A 25,436-nucleotide genomic window follows, 5' to 3' on the forward strand; every position below is an offset into this window, starting at 1 on the left:
TCGATCTGGGGAGAGACAGCATGGACCGCGAACGCCGCCGGCTCCTCGCCGGTGCCGCCTATTCCGTCGGAGGGCTCGCCCTTCCCGGGGAACCGTGGTGGGACGAGGCCCCGGAGCGGGCGCGGTCCCGCGCGGCGGGCTCGAACCGCAAGGTCGGCGAGACCGAGGTGCGGGCCGTGCGCGAGATGACGGAGTTCTTCTCCCGGCGCGACCAGCGGCACGGAGGAGTCGACGGCCGGACCGCGCTCCACCAGTACATCGTCGACGACGTCGCCAGGTACGTCGGTGGGGTCTTCAGCAGTGAGGGAGCACGTCGTTCGCTGTACTCGGCCGCCGCCGAAGCGGTGTACGTGGCCGGGTGGATGGGTTTCGACGCCTCTCGGCACGAGGCCGCCCGGCGCCACTTCACCCTCGCGCTCAAACTGGCCGCCGAGGCCGACGACGCCCCCCTCGCCGGACACGTCCTGCGGGCGATGGCCCATCAGGCCATGGATCTGGGACACCCCAGGGCCGCGCTGGACCTCGCCACCGCCTCCGTCGAGCGCGAGAGGTACGCCCGCGCCACCCCGCGCGAAAGGGCTCTGATCGGCATCGTACGAGCGCGGGCCCTGGCCCTGGACGGCCGACGGAACAGCGCCGTCGCCGCGATCCGCCAGGCCGAGGCCGACCTCGACCGGGCCTCGACCGGCGACGACGAACCCAAGCGGGTCTGGTTCTTCCGAGAAGCGTCCCTCGCGCACGAGACGGCCCGCACCCTGTGGGCCCTGGGCGACCTCGACGGCGCCCTGCATCACTTCCGTGACAGCGTGCGCCGACGCGAGGCCGGATCCTTCAGCAGGACCCACGCCGTCACCCTCGGGTACATGGGCACGGTCCAGGCCGGGCAGGGCAACGTCGATGCCGCTTGCCGGACTTGGTCCCGCGCACTGGACGCCATGGACGGTGTCCAGTCCGGCAGGGCACGGGAGGCGGCCGTCACCATGCGCACGGTCCTGTCCCCGTTCCGCCACCGCGGCATCCCTTCCGCCTCCGAAGTGGACGCACGGGCCCGGGCCGTACTCCAGCGAGTAATCTGACGTCGCCGACCGAGGAAGAAGGACCAGCCATGGCAACAGAGTTCATCGAGGTCCCGGTCATCGCCGACGTCATCGGAGGCCACGCCGGAAAGCTCGACGACTTCAAGGGTGGCGTGGAGTCGATCATCCGCCTGCGCCCGGAGTTCCCCGTCGAGACGCTGCGGGGCATCGAGGAGTTCTCCCACCTCCAGGTCACCTGGTTCTTCAACCTCGGCTCCCCGGACGACGTCGCCCTGCACGCGCGCAGCCCCCGCGACAACCCCGCCTGGCCGGCGACCGGGACCTTCGTGCACCACAACCACCGGCGCCCGGCCCGGCTCGCGACCTCTTTCCCGAGGCTGCTCAAGGTCGACGGGCTCGACCTGCACGTCACGGACCTCGACGCCGACGAGGGGACCCAAATCGTCGATCTGGTGGCCGTGTTCCGGGAGATGCTGCCCCGGGGGCCCGTCAGTCAGCCGTCGTGGCCGGGGGACATGCTGGCGGACTACTGGCGGGACGCGTCCGAGCGTCGAGGAGACGTGCGGGCGCCCTGAAGATCACCCACACAGGTGATCTTCACACCGTGTGTCCGGCTTGACACTTTGCGTGCTGTACGGTCGCGTAAAACGGCCCCCATCGATGGCGGCAACCATCGGCGAGGGCCTGAACCACCAGTGGACAGGACCCACAGTGATCTACCGCAACGTTATCGCGCCCACGCGCGCCTTCGGCCAGTACTCGCACGACATCATCCGCCACCCCCGCCTCAACTCCGACGCCGTGCGCCTCCTCACCTGGCAGCTCTCGCTTCCCCGGGGCGCCCGCGAATCACTCTCCCGCACCGCCGAGCGCGCGCGGATCGGCGCCTGCGCCTTCACGCGCGCCAAGCGGCAGCTCAAGGACGAGGGGTTCGTCCACGAGCGGCGGGTCCAGGGCGCCGGCGGCCACTGGATCACCCAACAGCTCGTCTCCAGCGCCCCCCTGACCACCGACGAGGCCGCCAAGATCCTCGCCCGGACCCCCCTCCCCACCTGCGGGGAAGCGGTGTCCCCGCAGGTCGCGCCGAGTCCCCGGAACCGAGCCGCCGGTGTCCCGGCCGTTGGAGCTCCGGAGGCCCCGTCGACCGGCGGTCATCCAGAGAAAGAACCCGTAGAGGACACCTCCAACCTTCCGTCGGTGGCTGACGAACCGGCTGACGAACCGGCCGATAGGCCCGGCGACGAGCCCGCACCCGTCACCAGCCCCCGGCAGGAAGAGGCCCGCGCCCTCGTCGGCGCGCTGCCGCTCCTCTCCCCCGCCCTCCGGCACATCCCGCCCGGCATGCGCGACGAACTCACCCGGCTCGCCGCGCGCTGGCTCGACGCCGGGCACACCTCCGCCGACGTCCACGAACACGTGCTGCGCGGCCTGCCCGGTGCGGGGACGCCCGTGCACCGGCCCGGCGGGCTGGTCCGGTACCTGCTCCGCGACGTACCGCCCCGCGCCCTGCCCCAGCCCAACGATTTCTCGGCGTCCGGGCCCCGGCTGTCCTCGCGGCTCGAAGGCGCGCGCGAGTGCTCCGGCGACCACGTCCAGCCGATGCTGTTCCGGCCCGTCGGGGACGAGACGCTCTGCGCCCGGTGCGCCGCCCGTACCCCTGACAGGCCTTCGGCGTCATCCGACCGGGAGGCCCATGGCGCCGCCCACGCCCCCGCCGAACCCTGACCCCCCGCGAGCCCCCCGCCCCCACCTCGTACGCTCGGAGGACGGACCGAGGACGAACCGTCGACCCGAAAGAGGCCCCGCCATGCCCCGCATCCCCTCCCCCCTCACCGCCGCCGCCGGACTCGTCGGCGGGTACGCCGTCGCCCGGTGGACCAAGAAGCGGCCGCTCGGTGGGGCCGTGCTCGCCGTGGCCGGCGGGGTGGCCGCGCGGGAGTGGCAGCGGGCGGGCGGGGCGAAGGCCTCCGTGGGGCTGACGTCCGCCTACGTCGCCGCGTTCGCCGGGTCGCACCCGCTCGCGAAGAAGATCGGCGCCTGGCCCGCCGTCTTCTCCGTCGCCGGGGCCGTCGCCGCCGCCTCCTGGGCCGTCACCCGCGACAAGGGCTGAGCCCGAGAGAACGGGGCCCGAGAGAACGGGGCCCGAGGGGACAGGGCACAGGGAAACGGGACCCGGGGCCCCGGGCCACCGGGGCCCGCGCCCCGAACCGGCGGGCCCCCGCGGGGGCTCAGCCCCCCAACCCGTGGCTCACCGTGTAGATCAACAACCCTGCAAGCGCTCCCACCACCGTTCCGTTGATCCGGATGAACTGCAGGTCGCGGCCGATGTTCGCCTCGATCTTCCGCGAGGTCTGGGTGGCGTCCCAGCTCGCGACCGTGTCCGTGATCAGGGACGTGATCTCGTCGCGGTAGGTGGTGACGAGGTACGCCGCCGCGTCCTCCGCCCAGCCGTCGACCTTCGCCTGGAGGCGGGCGTCCGAGGAGAGGCGCCGGCCCAGGGAGATCAGGGAGGCGCGGGCGCGCAGGCGGAGCTGGCTGTGGTCGTCCTCCGCCGCCGCGATGATCAGGGAGCGGACCGACGACCAGGCCGAGGCGATGATGTCCTGGACCTCCGGGCGGGCCAGGAGGTCCGACTTCAGGCGCTCGACGCGGACCCGGGTGTCCGTGTCCGACTGGAGCTCGACCGCGAAGTCCGCCAGGAAGCGGTCGATCGCCCCGCGCGCCGGGTGCCCCGGCATGTCCCGCATCTCCGTGACGAAGCGGAGCAGTTCCTTGTAGACGCGCTCGCCGATCCGCTTGTCCACGAAGCGCGGCGTCCAGCCCGGCGCCCCGCCCTGGACCGCGTCCATCACCGAGTCCCCGTGGGTGACCAGCCAGTCGTGGGCCCGGGTGCAGATCAGGTCCACCGCCCGGCGGTGCGCCCCGTCGTCGACCACCTTCTCCAGCGTCTTGCCCAGGGGCGGCGCGATCTCCACCGCCTCCGCCCGCCGGGTGATCGCCTCCCCCACCACCGCCTGCACGTCCGCGTCCCGCAGGACCGTCAGCGCGCCCCGCAGGGCCGTGGACAGCTCCGCGACCACCCGGTCGGCGTGCGCCGGTTCCGCCAGCCAGGCGCCCAGGCGGCGGCCGATGCCCAGGGCGGTCAGCCTGCCCCGCACGACGTCGGCGGAGAGGAAGTTCTCGCCCACGAAGGTGCCGAGGGACGTGCCGAGCTGGTCCTTCTTCCTCGGGATGATCGCCGTGTGCGGGATCGGCAGCCCCAGCGGGTGCCGGAAGAGGGCCGTCACCGCGAACCAGTCCGCGAGCGCGCCCACCATCCCCGCCTCCGCCGCCGCCGCGACGTACCCCGCCCAGGCTCCCGCCCCGGAGTTCCGCGCCCACGTCGCCAGCGCATAGACCACCGCCACGAGGAGCAGCAGGGACGTCGCCAGCGCCTTCATGCGCCGGACTCCCCTGCTCTTCTCCTCGTCCGCGGCCGTGTACGAGAAACTCACCATGCGTCGACCTCCTACCTCAGGGACTCCCGGCGCTCCTCCCGAGTTCCCCCGTACATCTTCGCGATCACCGCCTCGATGTCCGGTTCCCGCACCGACAGGTCGACGAGCGGATGCGCGGCGGCCACCGCGGCGACCAGTGGGGCGGCCGACTCCGCCGCCGGGAAGGCGAGCCACTGCCGGGGGCCCTCCGCGCGTACGAAGCGGGCCCCGGGCACCTCGATCGGGGGCAGCTCCCGCTCCAGGTCCACCACCAGGAGCCGTTCGCTCTCCCCCACCTCGTGCAGCCCGGACAGCTCGCCGTCGTACATCAGGCGCCCGTGGCCGATGACCATCACCCGGGAGCAGAGCTGCTCGATGTCGGTCAGGTCGTGGGTGGTCAGGAGGACCGTCGTGCCCCGCTCCCGGTTCAGGTCCCGCAGGAACTCCCGCACCTTCGCCTTCGACACCACGTCCAGGCCGATCGTCGGCTCGTCCAGGTACAGCACCTCCGGGTCGTGCAGCAGCGCCGCCGCGATGTCGCCGCGCATCCGCTGCCCGAGCGAGAGCTGCCGCACCGGCACGTCGAGGAGCTCCCCCAGGTCCAGGAGGTCCACGCAGCGGTCCAGGTTCTCGCGGTAGCGGGCGTCCGGGATGCGGTACATGCGGTGCATCAGCGTGTACGAGTCCCTCAGCGGCAGGTCCCACCAGAGCGTGGTCCGCTGTCCGAAGACCACCCCTATCCGCCGGGCCAGGCGGGTGCGCTCGCGGGAGGGGTCGATGCCCGCGACCCGCAGCCGGCCGCCGCTGGGGGTGAGGATGCCGGTCAGCATCTTGATGGTGGTGGACTTCCCGGCCCCGTTGGGGCCGATGTAGCCGACCATCTCGCCGCGCTCCACGCCGAACGAGATCCCGTCGACCGCCCGGACCTCCCGCTTCTCGCGGCGGAGCAGTCCCGCCCTGCGGCGGACCGTGAAGACCTTCTCCAGCCCGTCCAGGTGGATGAAGGGTTCGGTGGACGACATCCCGGAGTCCTCAGCTTCCCGTCGATCGGTACGAGCGGATCCCCGCCCGCCAGGCGAGGCCCGCGACCCCGCAGCAGACCAGCGCCACCGGGGGCGACGCGAACGCCGCCCAGTCCGGCACCCCCGCCGGGGCCGGCCGGCCGAGCACGTACAGGGCGGGCAGCCAGCTCGCGAACGCCAGCGGCACCACGTACACCACGCCCCGGACCAGCTCCTGCGCGAAGACCGACGGCGGGTACTGGAGGAGGGTGTTCCCGCCGTACGTGAAGGCGTTCGTGACCTCGGCCGCGTCCTGGAGCCAGAAGAGCGCGGACGCGCCGATCACCATCAGCGCGCCGAAGATCACCGCTCCGCAGACCACCGTCACCGGCAGCAGCACGGCCTTCACCGGCGTCCAGTCCACGTCGAGCAGGAGCAGGCTCCAGACCAGGACGAGCAGCGCCTGCGCGATCCGGCCGAAGCGGCGCAGCGCGAACTTGTCGGCCGCGACCTGCGCGAGCAGCGGCGCCGGGCGCATCAGGAAGGTGTCGAGCGAACCGTCCCTGACCCGCCTGCCCATCCGCTGGAGCGACCCCATCGTCAGGTCCGCGATCCCGAAGGCGGTGCCGGCCGTCCCGTACAGGAAGGCGACCTCCGCGAAGGAGAAGCCGCCGAGCCCCTCCACCTGGCCGAACATCAGGAGGATGACGACGAAGTCGAAGAAGGTGACGCAGAAGCTGTTGAAGAGGGTCAGGGCGAAGGAGAGGCGGTACGCCATGGTGGAGCGGATCCACATGGCCGCCACCAGCCGGTAGGTGCGGAGGGCGTCGCCGAGGCCGTCGTGGGTGCGGGACGGGTCGTCCGGTTCGCCGTGCGCACGGGGCGGGTCGTCCCCCGTGCCCGTGACGGAGGTCGCGGTCGTCGTCTCAGCCACCCTGCACCACCACCTTCCGCGTCGCCATCGCCTGCACCGCCCGGCCCGCGCCGAGCAGCACCAGGGCCCAGCAGCCCTGGAAGGCGTACGCCCCCGCCAGCTCCCGGCCCTCGTACCTCCCCAGGTAGACGTCGGCCGGGACCTGGAGGAGGGAGGCCCAGGGCAGCATCCGGGCGATCTCGCCCAGGGCGCCGGGGAAGACGTTCAGCGGGAGCAGCATCCCGGAGAAGAACAGGCCGCCCAGCCAGGCCACCTGCATCACGCCCTGGCCGTCGAGCAGCCAGAACGCGCTCATCGCCACCAGGTACCAGAGGGCGAAGCCGACCACCGAGCCCAGGGCCACCGCGAGCAGGAACGCCGCCCAGCCGCCGGGCCCGGACGGCAGGGTGAAGCCGAAGACGAGCGCGCCGAGCGCCATCGGGGCGACGCCCCGGCCGAGGAGCTGGAAGGCGGCCCGGCCCGCGTTGGCCGAGAACCACCAGGCCTGGAGGTCGGCGGGCCGGTAGAGGTCGACGGCGATGTCCCCGGTCCTGATCCGCTCGATCAGCTCCTCCTCGAAGCCGCCGCCCATCAGGCCGCAGACGGTGAGCAGGGCCTGCCCGATCCACACGTAGGCGAGGGCGTCGTCCATGGAGTAGCCGCCGAGGTGGGGCCGTTCGTCCCAGAGGGCGATGTACGTGTAGGAGAGGACGAGGCCGAAGACGCTGTTGGTGAAGACGCCCGCCGCCGTGGCCACCCGGTAGGTGGCGTAGCGCCGGAACCCTCCCGCGGCCACCGTCGCGTACAGCCGCAGCATGGGGGGCCCTTTCCGAGGGGGTGGACGGAGGCGAAGCGCACGACCTTAGTGGGAGCGCCGTGTCCGGCGCGACGCGTTTTCCCGTCACATTCGGGGCGCTTCACCTTCGAGTCGCTTTCATGACTTTTGGTGCGCTAAGGGCAATATGGGATGCCATGTCCCCTTCCTCGTCCCCTTCTTCCGGCCCGCACCCGGGCGCGGGCCCCGGCAAGAGCCCCGGCACGGGGCCCGGCCCCGCCACGGGCTCCGGTACGAGCGACCCGAGCGGCACCCCCCGGACGTCCCGCCCGGGCTGGGAGCCGAGGGATCCCACCCTGCGCCCGCCCGGGCGGGCGGCCTCCCCCGCACCCGCCCCCCGCCGCCGGCGCCGCCGCGGCCCCTTCCGGCGCTTCCTCCGCCGCCTCCTCGGCGCGCTGGTCCTCGGCACCCTGCTCCTCGCCGGCGCCCTCGCCGCCGGATACCTCCTGGTGGAGATCCCGCCCGCCAACGCCGCCGCCGTCGCCCAGTCCAACGTCTACCTCTACCGGGACGGCACCCCGCTCGCCCGCGACGGCGAGGTCAACCGCGAGAGCGTCCGGCTCGACCGGATCCCGCTCGCCCTCCAGCGGGCCGTCCTCGCCGCCGAGGAGCGCGACTTCGCCACCTCCCGGGCCGTCGACCCCAAGGCCATGGTCCGCGCCGCCTGGAACACCGTCACCGGCAAGGGCCGCCAGTCCGGCTCCACCATCACCCAGCAGTACGTCAAGAACTACTACCTGGGCCAGGAGCAGACCCTCAGCCGCAAGGCCAAGGAGTTCTTCATCGCGATCAGGCTCGGCCGCGAGAAGAGCAAGCAGGACATCCTCCAGGGCTACCTGAACACCAGCTACTTCGGACGCAACGCGTACGGCGTGCAGGCCGCCGCCCGCGCCTACTACGGCAAGGACGTCGAGCAGCTCGACACCGCCGAGGGCGCGTACCTCGCCTCCCTCCTCAAGGCACCCAGCGCCTACGACGTCACCACCCACCCCGAGAACCGCGCCAAGGCCGTCGCCCGCTGGCACTACGTCCTCGACGGCATGGTCACCGAGGGCTGGCTCGACCGGACCGGCCGCGCCGCCCTCCGCTTCCCCGACCCGCAGACCGCACGCGCCGTCAGCGCCCTGTCCGGGCAGCGCGGTTACGTCGTCCAGGCCGTCGAGGAGTACCTGACGAGCCGCGGGATCGTCGACGAGAAGACCCTCGCCGGCGGCGGCTTCCGGATCACCACCACCCTGGAGCCCGCCAAGCAGGAGGCCCTCGCCGAGGCCGTCGAGGACCGGGTCGTCTCCCGGCTCGACCCGGACCGCGACCCCGCCGACCGCTTCGTGCGCGTCGGGGCGGCGGCCGTCGACCCGGCGAACGGCCGGGTCCTCGCGATGTACGGCGGGATCGACTACACCCGCCAGTACGTCAACAACGCCACCCGCCGCGACTACCAGGTCGGCTCCACCTTCAAGCCCTTCGTCTTCACCGCCGCCGTCCAGAGCGGCGCGCAGACCCAGCAGGGCCGGCCGATCACCCCGGCCACGCTGTACGACGGGACCAACCGGCGCCCGGTGGAGGGCTGGAACGGCGGCCCGTACGACCCGGCCAACGAGGACGACGCGAGCTACGGCGTGATCCCCGTCGGCACCGCCACCGACCTGTCGGTGAACGCCGTGTACGCCCAGATGGCCGTCGACGTCGGCCCCGCGCACGTGCGCCGGACCGCGATCTCCCTCGGCCTGCCCCGCTCCACCCCCGACCTCACCGCCTCCCCCTCCATCGCGCTCGGCGCGGCCACCGCCAGCGTCCTCGACATGGCCACGGCGTACGCGACGCTCGCCGCCCACGGCAGGCTCGGCGCGCACACCCTGGTGGAGGACGTCACCCGGGGCGGCGAACGGCTGGCGCTGCCGGCGCCCCGGACCCGGCAGGCGGTGACCCGCGAGGCCGCCGACACCACCACGTCGATCCTCCGGAGCGTCGTCGAGACGGGCACGGGCACGGCCGCGCAGACCGCCGGGCGCCCGGCGGCGGGCAAGACGGGCACGGCGGAGGACGACAAGGCCGCCTGGTTCGCGGGCTACACCCCGGAACTCGCGACGGTGGTCGCGCTGATGGGCCAGGACCCCGAGACGGGCCACCAGGAACCGCTCTACGGCGCGCTCGGCGCGGACCGGGTCGCCGGGGGTGGGGCGCCCGCCGAGATCTGGGGCCGCTTCACCCGCGCGGCCCTGTCCGGAACGCCCCCCCGGGACTTCGAACTCCGGCTGATGCCGGGCGTGGAGGCCGGAGGACCGGCGTCCGCGTCACCGGTGCCGACGACCGCGACCGGGAACGGCCCGGAGGAGTACGTGACCGGGGAGGCGGGCCCGGAGGCGGCACCCGCACCGGCCCGCGGCCCCGGCCCGGACGGCCGGAACGCCGACCCGGGCGCGCGGACCGCCGGACAGGGCCCCGGCGGCCCCGCCCTCCCCCGTACCGCCGAACGGGGTACGCCCGGCGACCGGCGGGACGGTCAGTGACCCGAGGTCGCCTTCAGACCCACCACGGCCACGAGCAGCAGACAGACGAAGAAGATGCGGGCGGCGGTCGCCGGCTCCCCCAGGACCACCATGCCGAACACCGCCGCGCCGGCCGCGCCGATGCCGACCCACACGCCGTACGCCGTACCGATCGGCAGGGTCTTGGCGGCCTGCGACAGCAGCACCATGGAGGCGACGATCCCGACGCCGGTGAACACGCTGGGCCACAGCCGGGTGAAGCCCTCGGTGTACTTCATCCCGATGGACCACGCGACTTCCAGCAGACCCGCGACGACGAGCAGGATCCAGGCCATGACGACACCTCCGTGAGACGGAACAACAGGGGTGCGTCGTCTTGTCGTGTGCCCGGTACGGCGCGTCTCGTCGGGGTCCTTCCAGGCTAGCAAAGAAAGGGCGGAGGCCCCGGTGACCATGGTCACCGGGGCCTCCGCCCGTGCCGTCCCACAGATGGGGCCGGGTCCCGCGCGGAGAGGCCCCGGTCCTACAGATAGAGCCCGGTCGAGTCGGACGTCCCCTGGAACCGGTCCGCCGCGACCGCGTGCAGGTCGCGCTCCCGCATCAGGACGTACGCGACGCCCCGCACCTCCACCTCGGCGCGGTCCTCGGGGTCGTACAGGACCCGGTCGCCGGTCTCGACCGTACGGACGTTCTGGCCGATCGCGACCACCTCGGCCCAGGCGAGGCGACGGCCGACGGCGGCGGTCGCCGGGATCAGGATGCCGCCGCCCGAGCGCCGCTCTCCCTCCGGGGAGTCGGTACGGACCAGAACCCGGTCGTGGAGCATCCGGATGGGCAGCTTGTCGTGGGTGTTCTCGCTCACGGGGTGAACCTACCCGCCGGGGCGTGTCGCCCGTGCACGGGAGCCGTGATCACCGGCCGCACCGCCGGGTACCGCCGGCGTCGGGGCCCGGCGCCGGGACCGTCACCCCTTGCCCTTGCGGCCGGCCACGGCGATCAGCCCGACGACGGCGACGACCGCGAGCGCCGCCGGGACCACGCGGTCCAGACGGGGCGCGCCGTCCGCGTGGGTCAGGTGGGCCTTCACGTCCGAGACGACCCGGTTGACGGCGACGAAGGCGCGGCCGGCGGTCTGGTCGACCGTCGAGGCCACCTTCGCCCTGGCGTCCCCGATGATCGTCTTCGGGTGCACCCGAATGCCGATCTCGTCGAGAGTGACGGCGAGCTGCTCGCGTCGGCGGACGATGTCCGCCTCGATCTGCGCAGGGGTCCTGGCGTCCGACACCGCACTGCCTCCGTAGTCGTGATCGCCGTGATCGTCGTGATCCGGTCGTTGATGGACAGTCTGTCAGTTCCGCCGCCGAAGGGTCGCCCCAGACCCCCATTAGGCTCTGGACGCGTACGCGAACGTTTCCCGAGGAGAGCCATGAGCGAGCGACTGCAGCCCGGCGACACCGCCCCCGCCTTCACCCTGCCCGACGCGGACGGCAACGAGGTCTCCCTCGCGGACCACCGGGGCCGCAAGGTCATCGTCTACTTCTACCCCGCCGCCCTCACCCCCGGCTGCACCAAGCAGGCCTGCGACTTCACCGACAACCTGGAGCTGCTCGCGGGCGCGGGGTACGACGTCATCGGCGTGTCCCCGGACAAGCCGGAGAAGCTGGCGAAGTTCCGCGAGAAGGAGGACCTGAAGGTCACCCTGGTCGGCGACCCGGAGAAGAAGGTCCTGGAGGCGTACGGCGCCTTCGGCGAGAAGAAGCTGTACGGCAAGACGGTGACGGGCGTGATCCGCTCCACCGTGGTCGTCGACGAGGAGGGGAAGGTCGAGCGCGCCCTCTACAACGTGAAGGCCACCGGCCACGTCGCCAAGATCATCCGGGACCTGGGCGTCGAGGCCTGACGTCCCCCCGAGGTGTGACGGGGATCGCACTTGTGGCCGATCCCCGTTTGCGAACGCCACCGGCCGCGCAGAAGAGCCTCTTGTGTGTGTTTCCCGCAGAGAGGACTGACGGTCATGCCGGCCACCGACAACGGCCCCGCGGCCGACCCCGAGGCCCTGAGACGCCACCCCCGGCTCTTCAGGGCCGTCAGCCGGCGCAAGCAGCCCAGACTGCGGCGGACCGACATCACGGTGACGGACGAGGCGGCGGTCAGGCGGGCCGTGAAGGCGGCCGCGCTCGGCAACGCCATGGAGTGGTTCGACTTCGGCATCTACGCCTACCTCGCCGTCACCCTCGGACACGTCTTCTTCCCGTCCGGGAACGACACCGTCCAGCTCATGTCGTCGTTCGCGACCTTCGCGGTCGCCTTCCTGGTCCGCCCGCTCGGCGGCATGTTCTTCGGACCGATGGGCGACCGGCTCGGCCGCAAGAAGGTCCTCGCGCTGACCATGATCCTGATGGCGGTCGGCACCTTCGCGATCGGCCTGATCCCGTCGTACGCCTCCATCGGCTTCTGGGCGCCGGTGCTCCTGATCGCCTTCCGGATGCTCCAGGGCTTCTCGACGGGCGGCGAGTACGGCGGGGCCTCGACCTTCATCGCCGAGTACGCGCCCGACCGGCGCCGGGGCTACTTCGGCAGCTTCCTGGAGTTCGGCACCCTGGCGGGGTACGTCGGCGCGGCCGGCCTGGTGACGGCGCTCACCGCGTGGCTCGGCTCCGACACGATGGAGGCGTGGGGCTGGCGCGTGCCGTTCCTGGTGGCGGGGCCGCTGGGCCTGGTCGGCCTCTACCTGCGGATGCGGCTCGACGAGACGCCGGCCTTCCAGCGCCTGGAGTCCGACACGGCGCACCCGTCGGAGGCGGCGGACGCGGTGGAGACCACGACCAAGGGCGACCTGGCGAAGATCTTCCGCCAGCAGTGGCCGATGCTGCTGCTGTGCGTGGCGCTGGTGGGCGCGTACAACATCACCGACTACATGGTCCTGTCGTACATGCCGACGTACCTCTCGGACGAGCTCGGCTACAGCGAGACGCACGGCCTGCTGATCCTGCTCCTGGTGATGGTGCTCCTGATGCTGGTCATCACCCGGGTGGGCAAGCTGAACGACCGCTTCGGCCGCAAGCCGGTCCTGATGGCGGGCATGCTGGGCTTCCTCTTCCTCTCCCTCCCGGCGTTCCTGCTGATCGGCCAGGGCGGGATCCCGGCGATCACGGCGGGCATGCTGATGCTCGGCCTGTCGCTCGTCTGCATGCTCGGCACGATGTCGGCGGCGCTCCCGGCCCTCTTCCCGACGGACGTCCGCTACGGCTCCCTCTCGGTGGGCTACAACCTCTCCACGTCCCTCTTCGGCGGCACCACCCCCCTCGTGATCACCGCCCTGATCGGCGCGACCGGCAGCAACCTGATGCCGGCGTACTACGCGATGGGCGCGGCCCTCGTCGGCGTCATCGCCGTGGCCTGCATGAAGGAGACGGCCCGACAGCCCCTGGAGGGCTCGCCCCCGTCCGTGGAGACCCACGAGGAGGCGGCGGAAATGGTGATGGCCAGGGCGCCGGAGCCGAAGTTCTGACGCCGCTGCCCCCGGTGGCCCGGCGGCCACTACGATGGTCGCGCGAGCGGCCGTGGTGGAATTGGCAGTCACGCTGGGTTTAGGTCCCAGTGGGGTAACACCCGTGAGGGTTCGAGTCCCTCCGGCCGCACGGTTCCGAAAAGGACCGCCCTTCGGGGCGGTCCTTTTCCGTGCCTACGGGCTGTCTCAGCCCAGCAGCTCCCGCACCACCGGTGCCAGCGCCCGGAACGCCTTGCCCCGGTGGCTGATCGCGTTCTTCTCCGCCGGGGTCAGTTCCGCGCAGGTGATGTCGTACCCCTCGGGCTGGAGGATCGGGTCGTAGCCGAAGCCGTTGGTGCCGGCGGGGGCGTGGCGGAGGGTGCCCGGCATGGTGCCTTCGACGACGCGTTCCGTGCCGTCCGGGAGGGCGAGGGCGGCGGCGCAGGCGAAGTGGGCGCCGCGGTGTTCGTCGGCGATGTCGGAGAGCTGGGCCAGGAGCAGGTCCAGGTTGGCGCGGTCGTTTCCGTGGGTGCCGGACCAGCGGGCGGAGAAGATGCCGGGGGCGCCGTTGAGGACGTCGACGCAGAGGCCCGAGTCGTCGGCGACGGCGGGGAGGCCGGTGGCCCGCGCGAGGGCGTGGGCCTTGAGGAGCGCGTTCTCGGCGAAGGTGACGCCGGTCTCCTTGACGTCGGGCACCTCCGGGTACGCGTCCGCGCCGACGAGTTCGAGGTCGAGGCCCGCGTCGGCGAGGATCGCGTGGAGTTCGGTGATCTTGCCCGCGTTGCGGGTGGCGAGGATCAGACGGGTCATGCCGTCGATTATCCCGGGGCCGCCGGCCCGGTCGGTCAGCCCGGGGTGCAGACCTTCGTGACCTCGCCCGCCGCGTTCGTGATCGGCGTGATGTCGGGGGTGGTGTCGCCGTTCCTCACCGCCGTGCGGACGGAGTCGACGCCCTTGGTGAGGTCGTCGACGGCCTTGGAGAGGTCCGCGTTGTCGGTGGTGTCTTTGAGGTTGCCCAGCTCGGTGGAGATCGAGGTCAGGGCCTCCTCGATCTGCGTCGGGTCGTTCGAGGCGCTGGAGACGGCCTGCTGGAGGTTGCTCACCGAGGTGGCTATCGCGTCGGCGGTCCTGACGCAGTCCGCGGCGGTGTCGAGGGCCGCGCAGCCGCTCAGGACGGTGGTGAGCGTGGCTGCCGTGGCCACGGCGAGTGCGATGCGGCGCTTCAAGGTGGGTCCTCCCCCTGGGCTGGACGGATGGGCGGGCGCACGGATCGTATCCGCGCGCCCGTTGTCCGTCAGGACGCCGTGGCGTCCGGGAGGGTTCCTCGGGGGATTCCCCGGCGGGTTCCTCAGAGGGTTCCGTCGAGGGCCTTGCGCTGGAGCTCGGCCAGGTCGGCGCAGCCGCCGGAGGCCAGGTCGAGGAGGGCGTTGAGCTCCTTGCGGTCGAAGGGCTCGGCCTCGGCGGTGCCCTGGACCTCGACGAAGCGGCCGTCGCCGGTGCAGACGACGTTCATGTCGGTGTCGGCGCGGACGTCCTCCTCGTAGCAGAGGTCGAGGAGCGGGACGCCGTCGACGATGCCGACGGAGACGGCGGCGACGGTGCCGGTGAGGGGCTTGCGGCCGGCCTTCACCAGCTTCTTGGACTGGGCCCAGGCGACGGCGTCGGCGAGGGCGACGTACGCGCCGGTGATGGCGGCGGTGCGGGTGCCGCCGTCGGCCTGGAGGACGTCGCAGTCGAGGACGATCGTGTTCTCGCCGAGCGCCTTGTAGTCGATGACGGCGCGCAGGGAGCGGCCGATGAGGCGGGAGATCTCGTGGGTGCGGCCGCCGATCTTGCCGCGGACGGACTCGCGGTCGCCGCGGGTGTTGGTGGAGCGGGGCAGCATGGAGTACTCCCCGGTGACCCAGCCCTCGCCGCTGCCCTTGCGCCAGCGCGGGACGCCCTCGGTGACGGAGGCGGTGCAGAAGACCTTGGTGTCGCCGAAGGAGATGAGGACGGAGCCCTCGGCGTGCTTGCTCCATCCGCGTTCGATGGTGACGGGGCGGAGCTGTTCGGGGGTACGGCCGTCGATGCGAGACATGGGTCGAGCCTAGCGGGGCGCGGGGAGGGATCCGTTCCACTCCCGGGCGGCCGGACGTCCGGGTGGCCGGATGCGGCGGGGGCGCGTCCGGCCGTGAACCGCCGGACACGCCCAGGGGCCCGTTCCCCTGTCGGAACGGGCCCCTGCCGGTGCGAGCCGGCCGCTCGCGTCAGGTCCTCACATCAGGTCTTCGATCTCCGCGGCGATCGGGTCCGCGTCGGTGCCGATGACGACCTGGATGGCGGTGCCCATCTTCACGACGCCGTGGGCGCCGGCGGCCTTCAGGGCGGCCTCGTCGACGAGGGCGGGGTCGACGACCTCGGTGCGCAGGCGGGTGATGCAGCCTTCGACCTCTTCGATGTTCTCGATGCCGCCGAGCCCGGCGACGATCTTCTCAGCCTTGCTGGCCATGTGTCTCTCCCTGTCCGTTCCGTTCGCGAGGACGCGAATCTCGGCGCACCTGCGGTCCGCTTTGACACGGTAACCCACGGTTGGCCCAACTTCGCGAGCGAGTGCAGCCGTTCTGCCGAATGATGACGATCACCGGCGGCCTGTCCTCGGCGGGCTTCCGGAGCCTATCGCAACTGGTCTACACCAGTGTGCAACGAGACGCGCACCCGGCTTGTTCCGGGCAGGGAGGACGCCCATGAGTAGCGACAGCGCAGCGGCCGCGCAGAAGAAGTCCTGGGGCAGCGGTCTCTTCCAGGGCCTCCAGAAGATGGGGCGCAGCCTCCAGCTCCCCATCGCCGTCCTGCCGGCCGCGGGCATCATCAACCGGCTCGGGCAGCCGGACGTCTTCGGCGCCGACGGCCTCGGCTGGGACAACGTCGCCAAGGTGATGGCGGGCGCGGGCGGCGCGCTGCTCGACGGCAGCCTCGGCCTCCCCCTGCTGTTCTGCATCGGCGTCGCGATCGGCATGGCGAAGAAGGCGGACGGCTCGACGGCGCTCGCGGCCGTGGTCGGCTTCCTCGTCTACTACACGGTGCTGCGCCAGTTCCCGAAGGACTGCCCCGGGGGGACGCGGGACATCGTGGGCGGCTGCCTGGGCGCGGACGACTCCTTCGCGGGGTACACGTACCAGAACCCCGGCGTCTTCGGCGGCATCGTCATGGGCCTGCTCACCGCGTACCTGTGGCAGCGCTACCACCGGACGAAGCTGGTGGACTGGCTGGGCTTCTTCAACGGCCGCCGCCTCGTCCCGATCATCATGACCTTCGTGGGGATCGTGTTCGCCGCGCTCTGCCTGTGGGTCTGGCCGCCGATCGGCGACGCCCTGGAGAGCTTCAGCGACTGGCTGGTCGGGCTCGGCGCGTGGGGCTCGGGCATCTTCGGCGTGGCGAACCGGGCACTGCTCGTCATCGGTCTCCACCAGTTCCTCAACGTGCCGATCTGGTTCCAGTTCGGGACGTACACGAAGCCGGACGGCACGGTGGTGCACGGCGACATCCCCATGTTCCTGGCGGGCGACCCGAACGCGGGCCAGTTCCTGACGGGCTTCTTCCCGATCATGATGTTCGCGCTGCCGGCCGCCGCGCTCGCGATCACCCACTGCGCCAAGCCGCACCGGCGCAAGGAGGTCGGCGGTCTGATGCTGTCGGTGGCGCTGACCTCGTTCGTCACCGGCATCACGGAGCCGCTGGAGTACTCGTTCCTCTTCATCGCCCCGGTCCTGTACGCGATCCACGCGGTGCTGACCGGCGTCTCGATGGCGGTGACCTGGGCGCTCGGCGTGAAGGACGGGTTCAGCTTCTCGGCCGGCCTGATCGACTACGTGATCAACTGGAACCTCGCGACGAAGCCGTGGCTGATCATCCCGATCGGCCTGGCCTTCGCGGTCGTGTACTACGTGATCTTCCGGTTCGCGATCACCAGGTTCAACCTCCCGACGCCCGGCCGCGAGCCGGAGGAGGTCGAGGCGGAGATGGAGCGGGACAACGTGAAGTGAGCCCGCGGCAGTCCCGCCGCACCTCCCGCGGCGACCCCGCCGCACACCGCGCGGCAGCCCGCCGCACCTCCCGCGGCGGGCCCCGATCCAGGCCCCCGGACCCCACGGTCCGGGGGCCTTTCCGCGCCCGCTACGGAGCGTGTTCGAGCGGGTGAGAATTCACAGGTTCCTTATCTAAGTCGCGCGTGCTAAAACTGGTCTACACCACTCATTGGTGTAGACCACGCGGTCCAGACCACCGCGTTCCACGAGACGCCGCCGACACCCCCTTTCACTGTCCTCCGGCGGCGCCTTGCCTTACTGGAGGAAGTTGATGAGTACGGCCACCGCCCAGGCCGCCGCTCCCGCGAAGAAGCGCGGATCCGGCCTGTTCCAGGGCCTGCAGAAGGTCGGTCGCAGCCTGCAGCTGCCGATCGCCGTACTGCCGGCCGCGGGTATCTTGCTCCGTCTCGGCCAGCCCGACGTGTTCGGCAAGGACGGACTGGGCTGGGACAAGGTCGCCTCCGTGTTCGCCACGGCCGGTGACGCTGTCTTCTCGAACCTGCCCCTGCTGTTCTGCATCGGCGTCGCCATCGGCTTCGCCAAGAAGGCCGACGGCTCGACCGCCCTCGCCGCCCTCGTCGGCTTCCTGGTCTACAGCAACGTCCTCAAGGCGTTCCCGGTCACCGACGCCGTCGTCAACACCACCGCCAACAAGGGTGTCGACGTCGCCGCGACCTACAACAACCCGGGTGTCCTCGGCGGCATCATCATGGGTCTGATCGCCGCCGTCCTGTGGCAGAAGTTCCACCGCACCAAGCTGGTCGACTGGCTCGGCTTCTTCAACGGCCGCCGCCTCGTCCCGATCATCATGGCCTTCGTCGGCACCCTCGTCGGCGTGGTCTTCGGCCTGATCTGGGAGCCCATCGGCAACGGCATCTCCAGCTTCGGCGAGTGGATGACCGGTCTCGGCTCGGTCGGCGCCGGCCTCTTCGGCCTCATCAACCGCGCGCTGATCCCGGTCGGCATGCACCAGTTCGTGAACACCGTCTCCTGGTTCCAGATCGGCGACTTCACCAACGCGGCCGGCGAGGTCGTCCACGGTGACCTGAACCGCTTCTTCGCCGGTGACCCGAGCGCCGGAATCTTCATGTCGGGCTTCTTCCCGATCATGATGTTCGGCCTCCCGGCCGCCGCCCTCGCCATCGCGCACTCCGCCCGCCCGGAGCGCCGCAAGGCCGTCATGGGCATGATGCTCTCGCTCGCGCTGACCTCCTTCGTCACCGGCATCACGGAGCCGATCGAGTTCACCTTCATGTTCATCGCGCCGCTCCTGTACGCGATCCACGCGGTCCTCACCGCCATATCCATGGCCGTGACCTGGGCGCTCGGCGTCCACGCGGGCTTCACCTTCTCCGCGGGCTTCATCGACTACGCGCTGAACTGGAACCTCGCGACCAAGCCGTGGCTGATCATCCCGATCGGTCTCGTCTTCGCGGCGATCTACTACGTGGTCTTCCGCTTCGCGATCACCAAGTTCAACCTCACCACCCCGGGCCGCGAGCCCGAGGAGGAGATCGAGGACCTCACCAAGGCGTGAGTCCCGCCCCGTCACGCCGAAGGCCCCGGAACCGTCCAGGTTCCGGGGCCTTCCCCGTGTCCGTGCTCAGACCTCGTACACCGCGCCCGATCTCGCCAGCTCCGACGGCCCCGCGTACACCTCGCGCGCGTCCGCCAGGTTCCGCTCGCCGTCCGTCCACGGCGGGATGTGGGTGAGGACGAGGCGGCCCACCCCGGCGCGGGCCGCCTGGGCCCCGGCCTCGCGGCCGTTGAGGTGGAGGTCCGGGATGTCCTCCTTGCCGTGGGTGAAGGAGGCCTCGCAGAGGAAGAGGTCGACGCCCTCGGCCAGCTCGTCCAGCGCCTCGCAGGTGCCGGTGTCCCCGGAGTACGCGAGCGAGCGGCCGCCGTGCTCGACCCGGATGCCGTACGCCTCGACCGGATGGCACACCTTCTCCGTGCGGACGGAGAACGGGCCGAGCTCGAAGCTGCCCGACTTCAGCGTGTGGAAGTCGAAGACCTCGCCCATCGCGGTGGGCGACGGCGTGTCCGCGTACGCCGTGGTCAGCCGCTGCTCGGCGCCCTCCGGCGCGAAGACGGGGATCGCGCCGCAGCGCCCGCCCTCGTGCCGGTAGTACCGGGCGACGAAGTACCCGCACATGTCGATGCAGTGGTCGGCGTGCAGATGGCTGAGGAAGATCGCGTCGAGGTCGTACAGACCGATGTGGCGCTGCAACTCGCCCAGGGCGCCGTTGCCCATGTCGAGGAGCAGCCGGAAGCCGTCGGCCTCGACGAGGTAGCTCGAACAGGCCGAGTCCGCGGACGGGAACGACCCGGAGCAACCGACGACGGTGAGCTTCATGGAGCGTGAACCTCCGTGGACGGGTGCGGGAATGCGCAGGGGAGGGGAGGCTGTGCGGTCTGTCGAGCGTAAGGCGCACCGGGGCCCGTCGCTCCTTCGCGGTGGCCGGTTGTGGGCGAACTCACGGGCTCTGTCACCGGTTCGGATGGATGCCGCCCCGCCACGGCGGAGGGAGCCGCGCGCCGGTACCGTCGTGCGGTATGGACACGTCGTGGTGGCCCGCACTGGTCGGGGTCGTGGTGCTCGCGCTCGTGGTGGCGCTCGTCGACGGGCGGAAGCGGTCGCCGCGCCGCCCCTCCTCCCGCCGTCCCCCGGGGCGGACCCGGCCGCCGGGGCGGACCCGCCCCCCGGCCCGGCCGTCCGCCCGGCCGTCGGCACCGCAGAAGGCGGGCCGGGGGCCGAAGGCCGGTGAGATCTGGTGGGCGGACGTGCCCTTCGAGGACGGGCCCGGGTCGAAGGACCGGCCCTGTCTGGTGCTCTCGGTGCGCGGGAGCGGCGCGCTCGTCGCCAAGATCACCAGCAGGCACCACGAGGAGCGGCCCGGGGTGATCGCGCTGCCGCCGGGGACGGTGGGCGACGCGCGGGGGCGGCCGAGCTTCCTGGAGACGGACGAGCTGCGGAACGTGCCGGTGGCCGATTTCCGGCGGAGGGTGGGAGAGGTGGACCCGGCCCTGTGGGACCGGGTCCGTCATCTCGCGCGCTGAGGACCGCGGGAGCGGCTCAGGCCCAGAGCTGGCCCTGGACCGTCTCGATGGCCTCTTCGGTCGTCGCGGCCGTGTAGAGGCCGGTCGACAGGTACTTCCAGCCGCCGTCGGCGACGACGAAGGCGATGTCGGCGCTCTCCCCCGCCTTGACGGCCTTGTTGCCGACGCCGATGGCCGCGTGCAGGGCCGCGCCGGTGGAGACGCCCGCGAAGATGCCCTCCTCCTTGAGGAGTTCGCGGGTGCGGGTGACCGCGTCGGCGGAGCCGACGGAGAAGCGGGTGGTGAGGACGGAGGCGTCGTACAGCTCCGGCACGAAGCCCTCGTCGAGGTTGCGCAGGCCGTAGACGAGGTCGTCGTAGCGCGGCTCGGCGGCCACGATCTTCACGTCGGGCTTGTGCTCGCGCAGGTAGCGGCCGACGCCCATCAGGGTGCCGGTGGTGCCGAGCCCGGCCACGAAGTGGGTGATCGAGGGCAGGTCGGCGAGGATCTCGGGGCCCGTACCGGCGTAGTGCGCACCGGCGTTGTCGGGGTTCCCGTACTGGTAGAGCATCACCCAGGACGGGTTCTCGGCGGCGATCTCCTTGGCGACGCGCACCGCCGTGTTGGATCCGCCCGCCGCCGGGGAGGAGACGATCTCCGCTCCCCACATGGCGAGCAGCTGGCGCCGCTCCTCGCTGGTGTTCTCGGGCATGACGCAGACGATGCGGTAGCCCTTGAGCTTGGCGGCCATGGCGAGGGAGATGCCGGTGTTGCCGCTGGTCGGCTCCAGGATGGTGCAGCCGGGGGTGAGCCGGCCGTCCTTCTCCGCCTGTTCGATCATGTGGAGCGCGGGGCGGTCCTTGACCGAGCCGGTGGGGTTGCGGTCCTCCAGCTTCGCCCAGATCCGGACGTCGTCCGAGGGCGAGAGCCGGGGGAGGCGGACCAGGGGCGTGTTGCCGACCGCCGCCAGCGGGGAGTCGTAACGCATGTGGATCAGACCGCGCCGCCGGCGACGGCCGGCAGGATCGTGACGCTGTCGCCGTCGGAGAGCTTGGTCTCGATGCCGTCGAGGAAGCGCACGTCCTCGTCGTTCAGGTAGACGTTGACGAAGCGGCGGAGCTTGTCGCCGTCGACGATGCGGGCCTCGATCCCGGCGTGGCGGGTCTCCAGGTCGGCGAAGAGCTCGGCGAGGGTCCCACCGCTGGCCTCGACGGCCTTGGCGCCGTCGGTGTAGGTGCGGAGGATGGTCGGGATGCGGACCTCGATGGCCATGGCGTGGGCTCCTGTCGGAAGTGGCGTGATGGGCGCGCTGCTGGGGCCCCGCGCGGAGGGGGTCGTACGGTGAGGGGCGCTCGGCCGGCCGCTCAGAGAGCGGCGCGGACCGGGCGGACCGCTGTTCCGCTCGTACAGATCGCGCTGGCGAGGCGGCCCAGGTCGACGTGCAGGCGTGCCACGAGCAGGGGCGTGCTCGGCGTCTCTTCGCTCACGTCGTGGGAAACCATGGGCTCATCGTATCGATTCCCGGTCCGGGTCCCGGAATGTGATCTCACATGGTGGATGCTTCCTGACCGCCTGCCGGACCGTGCAGGTAGACGACGGTCGGCGTGCCGGTCCTGGGGTGCGGGACGACCTCCGCGTCCACGCCGTAGACGGCGTCGAGGAGGGCCGGGGTGAGGACCTCGGCGGGGGTGCCGCCGGTGACGACCCGGCCCCGTTCCAGGACGTAGATCCGGTCGCAGTACGCCGCCGCCAGGTTGAGGTCGTGCAGGGCGAGCAGGTTGGTGGTGCCCAGGGTGCGGACGAGGGCGAGGACGTCGAGCTGGTGGCGGATGTCCAGGTGGTTGGTGGGCTCGTCGAGGACGAGCAGGGCCGGTTCCTGGACGAGGGCGCGGGCGACCAGGGCGCGCTGGCGCTCGCCGCCGGAGAGGGTCGGGTAGGGGCGGTCGGCGAAGCCGGTGAGGCCGACGCGGGCGAGGGCGGCGTCGGCGTGCGCGCGGTCGGGGGCGGTGTCGCCCTCCCAGAAGCGCTTGTGCGGGGAGCGGCCGAGGGCGACCAGTTCGCGGACGGTGAGCTCGAAGTCGGCGCCGGTGTCCTGGGGGACGGTGGCGACGCGGCGGGCGCGGCCCTTGGGGCCGAGGGCGCGCAGGTCGTCGCCGTCGAGGAGGGCGCGTCCGGCGGTGGGGGCGAGGGTGCCGTAGACGCAGCGCAGGAGGGTGGTCTTGCCGCTGCCGTTGGGGCCGATGAGGCCGACGGTCTCGCCGGGGCGGACGGTGAGGTCGACGGAGCGGAGGCGGTCCTCGTACGCGAGGCCTTCCAGGCGCAGTTCGGTCACGAGGGGTCCTCCGGGCGGGGCGGGAGCCCTTCCGGGCGCGGTTCGGTCACAGGAGCGCTCCTTCGGGGCGGCGGCGCATCAGCCAGAGGAAGAAGGGGCCGCCGACCAGGGCGGTGAGGACGCCGACGGGGAGGTCCTGGGGTGCGATGAGGGTCCGGGCGCCGAGGTCGGCGAGGACCAGGGCGAGGGCGCCGCCGAGCGCGGCGACCGGCAGGAGGCGGCGGTGCGGGGCGCCGACGGCGAGCCGGGCGGCGTGCGGGGCCATGAGGCCGACGAAGCCGACGGCGCCGCTCGCGGAGACCATGACGGCGGTGACGAGGGAGACGAGGACGAAGACGGCGGCGCGGAAGCGGGCGGTGTCGAGGCCGAGGACGGTGGCGTCCTCCTCGCCGACGAGGAGCAGGTCGAGCGGGCGGGCGAGGGTGAGCAGGACGCCGAGGCCGAGGGCCAGGACGGCGGCGGGCAGGACGAGGACGTCCCAGCGGGCGCTGCCGAGGCCGCCGAGGGACCAGTACAGCGCCTCGCGGAAGTGCTCGGGGCGGCCGGCGGCGGCCAGGATCAGGGTGGTGAGGGCGGAGAGGACGTACGAGACGGCGACGCCGGCGAGGACGAGCCGGGGGCCGGTCATGGTTCCGCCGCGCCGGGCGAGTCCGTAGACGAGGACGAGGGAGAACAGGGCGCCGGCGAAGGCCCCGGCGGGCAGGGCGAGGGTGGTGGTGATCCCGCCGCCGATGCCGAGGACGAGGACGAGGACGGCTCCGGCGGAGGCGCCGGAGGAGATGCCGAGGAGGAAGGGGTCGGCGAGCCGGTTGCGGACGAGGGCCTGGAGGACGGTGCCGACGACGGCGAGTCCGGCGCCGACGACGACGCCGAGCAGGAGCCGGGGCAGCCGCACGTCGAGGACGATCGTCCGGTACGGGGAGGGCCCGGCCCGGCCGGTCAGGGCGTCGAGCACCTGACCGGGCGGGACGCGGACGGAGCCGAGGGCGAGGGAGGCGAGGCAGGCGGCGGCCAGGGCGAGCAGGAGCCCGGCGACGACGGCCGGGGTGCGCAGCCGGCCGGCCGGGGGCCGGGGGCGCGGGACCCGCGCCGGAACGGTCTGCTTCTCCTTGGTGCCGGGGGCGCGGGTTCCGGTGCTCATCGGGCGGTGGCCGGGTGGAGCTGGGCGGCCAGCTTGTCGACGGCGTCGGGGACGCGGACGCCGAGGACCGCGTCGGAGAGCGGCATCACGGCGAAGCGGCGGTTCTTGATCGCGGGGACGTCCTTGAGGGCGGGGTCGTCGAGGAGCCGCTTCTTCTTCTGCTCGACGGTGGTGGAGCCGTAGTCGTAGATGACGACGACCTCGGGCCTGCGGGCGACGACCTCCTCCCAGGCGGCGTCGCCGAAGGCCTTGTCGAGGTCGGAGAAGACGTTGCGGCCGCCGGAGCGGGTGATCAGCTCGTTGCCGATGCCCTTGCCGCCGACGGTGAAGGCGGTCTTGTCGCCGCTGTCGTAGACGAAGACGGGGACGGGCGGGACGTCCTTGAGGCGCTTCTCGTTGGCGGCGACGGTGGCGCGGGCCTGCGCGATCCACTTCTCGGCGCGGTCGGGGACGCCGAAGGTGCGGCCGACCTCGGTCACCTCCTGGTAGAGGTCGTCCACGGAGGTCTTGCCGGAGGGGCAGTACTCGCTGTTGAGGCGGGTGGACATGCCCGCCTTCTTCAGGTCGTCGCGGCTGCGGCCGTCCTTGGCGTCGAAGGCGGAGGAGTAGCCGCCGTAGACGAAGTCGGGGTTCGCGGCGAGCAGGGCCTCCTTGGAGGGGTACTCCTTCGCGAGGACGGGGACGGAGTCGTAGGCCTTCTTGTAGGCGGGCAGGACCGCGTCGTCGAGGTAGGCGGTGCCGACGAGGGACTTCTCCAGGCCGAGGGCGATCATGATCTCGGTGACGTGCTGGTTCATGGTGACCACGCGCTTCGGCGGGGCCTGGAAGGTGCTCTTCACGCCGCAGTTGGTGACGGTGTACGGGAATCCGGGGGCGGCCTTCGCGGGCTCGTCGGCGGCGGGGCCGGAGTCGGCCGAGCAGGCGGCGAGGAGCGGGACCAGGACGGCCGCGGAGAGGGCGGCGGGCAGCGGGGGGCGGCGCCAGGACATGACGGGACGTTCCTCCTCCGGGGATTTCCACGTCCCCGATCGGCGGTGGGCGGACGGCAGGTCAGTTCCTGGCTTCCGCCCCGGAGGGGGCGGTCACAGTGGCGGGACCGTGCCGGATTCGCACCGGCTTCCTGGGTCCTGCCGTCCGTTGGTTTCGCGTCAGTGTCTCATCGGCGCGAAACGGGTCGTCCGGGTGTCAGGAGTAGGCCTCGACGACCTGCACGTCCTCCTCGGTCACCACGCCCTCGACGATGGCGAAGGAGCGGAACTGGAAGGGTCCGGCGCCGTCGGTGTCGGCGGTGGAGACGAGGACGTAGTGGGCGTGCGGCTCGTTGGCGTACGTGATGTCCGTGCGGGACGGGTAGGCCTCGGTCGCGGTGTGCGAGTGGTAGACGATCACGGGCTCCTCGTCCCGGTCGTCCATCTCGCGGTAGAGCTTGAGCAGGTCCGCGGAGTCGAACTCGTAGAAGGTGGGCGAGCGGGCCGCGTTGAGCATCGGGACGAAGCGCTCGGGGCGGCCGGTGCCGGCCGGTCCCGCGACCACGCCGCAGGCCTCGTCCGGGTGGTCCGCGCGGGCGTGTTCCACGATCTGGTCGTACAGGGCCCGGGTGATGGTCAGCATGGCGA

At 72.1% G+C, this 25,436-nt stretch carries 29 protein-coding genes, 1 tRNA gene and 2 riboswitches; of the genes, 11 read left to right on the top strand and 19 right to left on the bottom strand.

The features are described from left to right. The first annotated feature begins 20 nt into the window (after positions 1-20). The 4 genes from ACIQKA_RS21875 (at position 21) to ACIQKA_RS21890 (ending at position 3,147) form a co-directional block, all read left to right on the top strand. The gene (locus ACIQKA_RS21875; protein WP_402542029.1) at positions 21-1,076 is read left to right on the top strand and encodes a Tat pathway signal protein; all 1,056 of its coding nucleotides are present in this window, start codon (positions 21-23) and stop codon (positions 1,074-1,076) included. A 29-nt stretch (positions 1,077-1,105) separates the two neighbouring features. Continuing rightward, on the top strand, positions 1,106-1,612 hold the full coding sequence (locus ACIQKA_RS21880) for a TrmO family methyltransferase (protein WP_402542030.1): 507 nt from the start codon (positions 1,106-1,108) through the stop codon (positions 1,610-1,612). A gap of 85 nt (positions 1,613-1,697) precedes the next feature. Next, entirely contained in the window at positions 1,698-2,762 is a 1,065-nt protein-coding gene (locus ACIQKA_RS21885) for a hypothetical protein (RefSeq protein WP_402542032.1), read from the top strand. 82 nt (positions 2,763-2,844) lie between these two features. Next, entirely contained in the window at positions 2,845-3,147 is a 303-nt protein-coding gene (locus tag ACIQKA_RS21890; protein WP_366375037.1) for a hypothetical protein, read from the top strand. 118 nt (positions 3,148-3,265) lie between these two features. On the opposite strand, the gene ACIQKA_RS21895 is transcribed toward ACIQKA_RS21890, so the two are convergent. The 4 genes from ACIQKA_RS21895 to ACIQKA_RS21910 are packed head-to-tail and all read right to left on the bottom strand — an operon-like array spanning position 3,266 to position 7,241. Continuing rightward, positions 3,266-4,534 carry a DUF445 domain-containing protein gene (locus ACIQKA_RS21895; RefSeq protein WP_383152268.1) on the bottom strand — a complete coding sequence of 423 codons (1,269 nt, stop codon included), beginning with the start codon at positions 4,532-4,534 and terminating at the stop codon, positions 3,266-3,268. Positions 4,535-4,545: 11 nt separating this feature from the next. Continuing rightward, positions 4,546-5,535: an ATP-binding cassette domain-containing protein gene (locus ACIQKA_RS21900; protein ID WP_402542034.1), complete on the bottom strand. Its 990-nt coding sequence runs from the start codon at positions 5,533-5,535 to the stop codon at positions 4,546-4,548. 10 nt (positions 5,536-5,545) lie between these two features. Then, complete coding sequence (locus tag ACIQKA_RS21905) at positions 5,546-6,448, bottom strand: ABC transporter permease (RefSeq protein ID WP_383152270.1); 903 nt, start codon at positions 6,446-6,448, stop codon at positions 5,546-5,548. Next, positions 6,441-7,241, bottom strand: coding sequence for an ABC transporter permease (locus ACIQKA_RS21910; RefSeq protein WP_383152336.1), 801 nt, complete (start codon positions 7,239-7,241; stop codon positions 6,441-6,443). The genes ACIQKA_RS21905 and ACIQKA_RS21910 overlap by 8 nt, the downstream gene beginning before the upstream one ends. 158 nt (positions 7,242-7,399) lie before the next feature. On the opposite strand from ACIQKA_RS21910, the gene ACIQKA_RS21915 reads away from it, so the two are divergent. Continuing rightward, positions 7,400-9,772: a transglycosylase domain-containing protein gene (locus ACIQKA_RS21915; RefSeq protein WP_383434193.1), complete on the top strand. Its 2,373-nt coding sequence runs from the start codon at positions 7,400-7,402 to the stop codon at positions 9,770-9,772. Here ACIQKA_RS21915 and ACIQKA_RS21920 read toward each other — a convergent pair. From ACIQKA_RS21920 to ACIQKA_RS21930, 3 genes are all read right to left on the bottom strand, one after another. Beyond that, positions 9,766-10,086 carry a multidrug efflux SMR transporter gene (locus tag ACIQKA_RS21920; protein ID WP_366375043.1) on the bottom strand — a complete coding sequence of 107 codons (321 nt, stop codon included), beginning with the start codon at positions 10,084-10,086 and terminating at the stop codon, positions 9,766-9,768. The genes ACIQKA_RS21915 and ACIQKA_RS21920 overlap by 7 nt on opposite strands. A gap of 30 nt (positions 10,087-10,116) precedes the next feature. Continuing rightward, a riboswitch (guanidine-III (ykkC-III) riboswitch) is annotated at positions 10,117-10,191 on the bottom strand. An 83-nt stretch (positions 10,192-10,274) separates the two neighbouring features. Next, on the bottom strand, positions 10,275-10,613 hold the full coding sequence (locus tag ACIQKA_RS21925; RefSeq protein WP_030210124.1) for a co-chaperone GroES: 339 nt from the start codon (positions 10,611-10,613) through the stop codon (positions 10,275-10,277). Between the two features lie 102 nt (positions 10,614-10,715). Beyond that, on the bottom strand, positions 10,716-11,036 hold the full coding sequence (locus ACIQKA_RS21930) for a DUF3618 domain-containing protein (RefSeq protein ID WP_376231390.1): 321 nt from the start codon (positions 11,034-11,036) through the stop codon (positions 10,716-10,718). Between the two features lie 141 nt (positions 11,037-11,177). Here ACIQKA_RS21930 and bcp point away from each other — a divergent pair, with 141 nt between their 5' ends. From bcp to ACIQKA_RS21945, 3 genes are all read left to right on the top strand, one after another. Further along, positions 11,178-11,651, top strand: a complete 474-nt coding sequence (gene bcp, locus ACIQKA_RS21935) for a thioredoxin-dependent thiol peroxidase (protein ID WP_121829874.1) — start codon at positions 11,178-11,180, stop codon at positions 11,649-11,651. 114 nt (positions 11,652-11,765) lie between these two features. Then, positions 11,766-13,262, top strand: a complete 1,497-nt coding sequence (gene proP / locus ACIQKA_RS21940) for a glycine betaine/L-proline transporter ProP (protein WP_402542036.1) — start codon at positions 11,766-11,768, stop codon at positions 13,260-13,262. Positions 13,263-13,308: 46 nt separating this feature from the next. Next, a tRNA-Leu gene (locus ACIQKA_RS21945) sits at positions 13,309-13,392 on the top strand. A 56-nt stretch (positions 13,393-13,448) separates the two neighbouring features. On the opposite strand, the gene rdgB is transcribed toward ACIQKA_RS21945, so the two are convergent. From rdgB to ACIQKA_RS21965, 4 genes are all read right to left on the bottom strand, one after another. Further along, positions 13,449-14,051, bottom strand: a complete 603-nt coding sequence (gene rdgB / locus ACIQKA_RS21950; protein ID WP_383152273.1) for an RdgB/HAM1 family non-canonical purine NTP pyrophosphatase — start codon at positions 14,049-14,051, stop codon at positions 13,449-13,451. Positions 14,052-14,086: 35 nt separating this feature from the next. Further along, positions 14,087-14,467, bottom strand: coding sequence for a hypothetical protein (locus ACIQKA_RS21955; RefSeq protein ID WP_383152274.1), 381 nt, complete (start codon positions 14,465-14,467; stop codon positions 14,087-14,089). Between the two features lie 122 nt (positions 14,468-14,589). Then, complete coding sequence (rph, locus tag ACIQKA_RS21960) at positions 14,590-15,321, bottom strand: ribonuclease PH (RefSeq protein ID WP_383152275.1); 732 nt, start codon at positions 15,319-15,321, stop codon at positions 14,590-14,592. A 177-nt stretch (positions 15,322-15,498) separates the two neighbouring features. Continuing rightward, a complete protein-coding gene (locus ACIQKA_RS21965) occupies positions 15,499-15,732 on the bottom strand; it encodes a glucose PTS transporter subunit EIIB (protein ID WP_383152276.1) in 234 nt (77 codons plus the stop codon). 235 nt (positions 15,733-15,967) lie between these two features. Here ACIQKA_RS21965 and ACIQKA_RS21970 point away from each other — a divergent pair, with 235 nt between their 5' ends. Further along, on the top strand, positions 15,968-17,266 hold the full coding sequence (locus tag ACIQKA_RS21970) for a PTS transporter subunit EIIC (protein WP_383152277.1): 1,299 nt from the start codon (positions 15,968-15,970) through the stop codon (positions 17,264-17,266). Positions 17,267-17,579: 313 nt separating this feature from the next. Then, positions 17,580-18,845: a PTS transporter subunit EIIC gene (locus tag ACIQKA_RS21975; protein WP_383152278.1), complete on the top strand. Its 1,266-nt coding sequence runs from the start codon at positions 17,580-17,582 to the stop codon at positions 18,843-18,845. Between the two features lie 66 nt (positions 18,846-18,911). On the opposite strand, the gene ACIQKA_RS21980 is transcribed toward ACIQKA_RS21975, so the two are convergent. Then, positions 18,912-19,664: an MBL fold metallo-hydrolase gene (locus ACIQKA_RS21980; protein WP_383152279.1), complete on the bottom strand. Its 753-nt coding sequence runs from the start codon at positions 19,662-19,664 to the stop codon at positions 18,912-18,914. 200 nt (positions 19,665-19,864) lie between these two features. On the opposite strand from ACIQKA_RS21980, the gene ACIQKA_RS21985 reads away from it, so the two are divergent. Next, positions 19,865-20,368, top strand: coding sequence for a type II toxin-antitoxin system PemK/MazF family toxin (locus tag ACIQKA_RS21985; RefSeq protein ID WP_383152280.1), 504 nt, complete (start codon positions 19,865-19,867; stop codon positions 20,366-20,368). 16 nt (positions 20,369-20,384) lie between these two features. Here the strand turns inward: ACIQKA_RS21985 and ACIQKA_RS21990 are convergent, their stop codons facing one another. The 7 genes from ACIQKA_RS21990 to ACIQKA_RS22020 all read right to left on the bottom strand — a co-directional run bounded on the left by ACIQKA_RS21990 (position 20,385) and on the right by ACIQKA_RS22020 (position 25,431). Further along, entirely contained in the window at positions 20,385-21,335 is a 951-nt protein-coding gene (locus ACIQKA_RS21990) for a PLP-dependent cysteine synthase family protein (protein WP_383152281.1), read from the bottom strand. 5 nt (positions 21,336-21,340) lie between these two features. Next, positions 21,341-21,619, bottom strand: a complete 279-nt coding sequence (locus tag ACIQKA_RS21995; protein WP_383152282.1) for a MoaD/ThiS family protein — start codon at positions 21,617-21,619, stop codon at positions 21,341-21,343. 92 nt (positions 21,620-21,711) lie between these two features. After that, positions 21,712-21,849 (bottom strand): putative leader peptide, encoded by a 138-nt coding sequence (locus ACIQKA_RS22000; protein ID WP_366375066.1) that lies wholly within the window; start codon positions 21,847-21,849, stop codon positions 21,712-21,714. Between the two features lie 44 nt (positions 21,850-21,893). Further along, a complete protein-coding gene (locus tag ACIQKA_RS22005) occupies positions 21,894-22,679 on the bottom strand; it encodes an ABC transporter ATP-binding protein (protein WP_402542040.1) in 786 nt (261 codons plus the stop codon). Between the two features lie 46 nt (positions 22,680-22,725). Next, positions 22,726-23,820: a FecCD family ABC transporter permease gene (locus tag ACIQKA_RS22010; protein ID WP_383152284.1), complete on the bottom strand. Its 1,095-nt coding sequence runs from the start codon at positions 23,818-23,820 to the stop codon at positions 22,726-22,728. Beyond that, positions 23,817-24,809 (bottom strand): ABC transporter substrate-binding protein, encoded by a 993-nt coding sequence (locus ACIQKA_RS22015; protein ID WP_390105400.1) that lies wholly within the window; start codon positions 24,807-24,809, stop codon positions 23,817-23,819. The genes ACIQKA_RS22010 and ACIQKA_RS22015 overlap by 4 nt, the downstream gene beginning before the upstream one ends. 62 nt (positions 24,810-24,871) lie before the next feature. Continuing rightward, positions 24,872-24,943: riboswitch (cobalamin riboswitch) on the bottom strand. A 62-nt stretch (positions 24,944-25,005) separates the two neighbouring features. Beyond that, positions 25,006-25,431 (bottom strand): Mov34/MPN/PAD-1 family protein, encoded by a 426-nt coding sequence (locus ACIQKA_RS22020; protein WP_383152286.1) that lies wholly within the window; start codon positions 25,429-25,431, stop codon positions 25,006-25,008. Between the last annotated feature and the right edge of the window lie 5 nt (positions 25,432-25,436).

Source organism: Streptomyces sp. NPDC092045, from assembly GCF_044756005.1.
Lineage (GTDB): Bacteria > Actinomycetota > Actinomycetes > Streptomycetales > Streptomycetaceae > Streptomyces.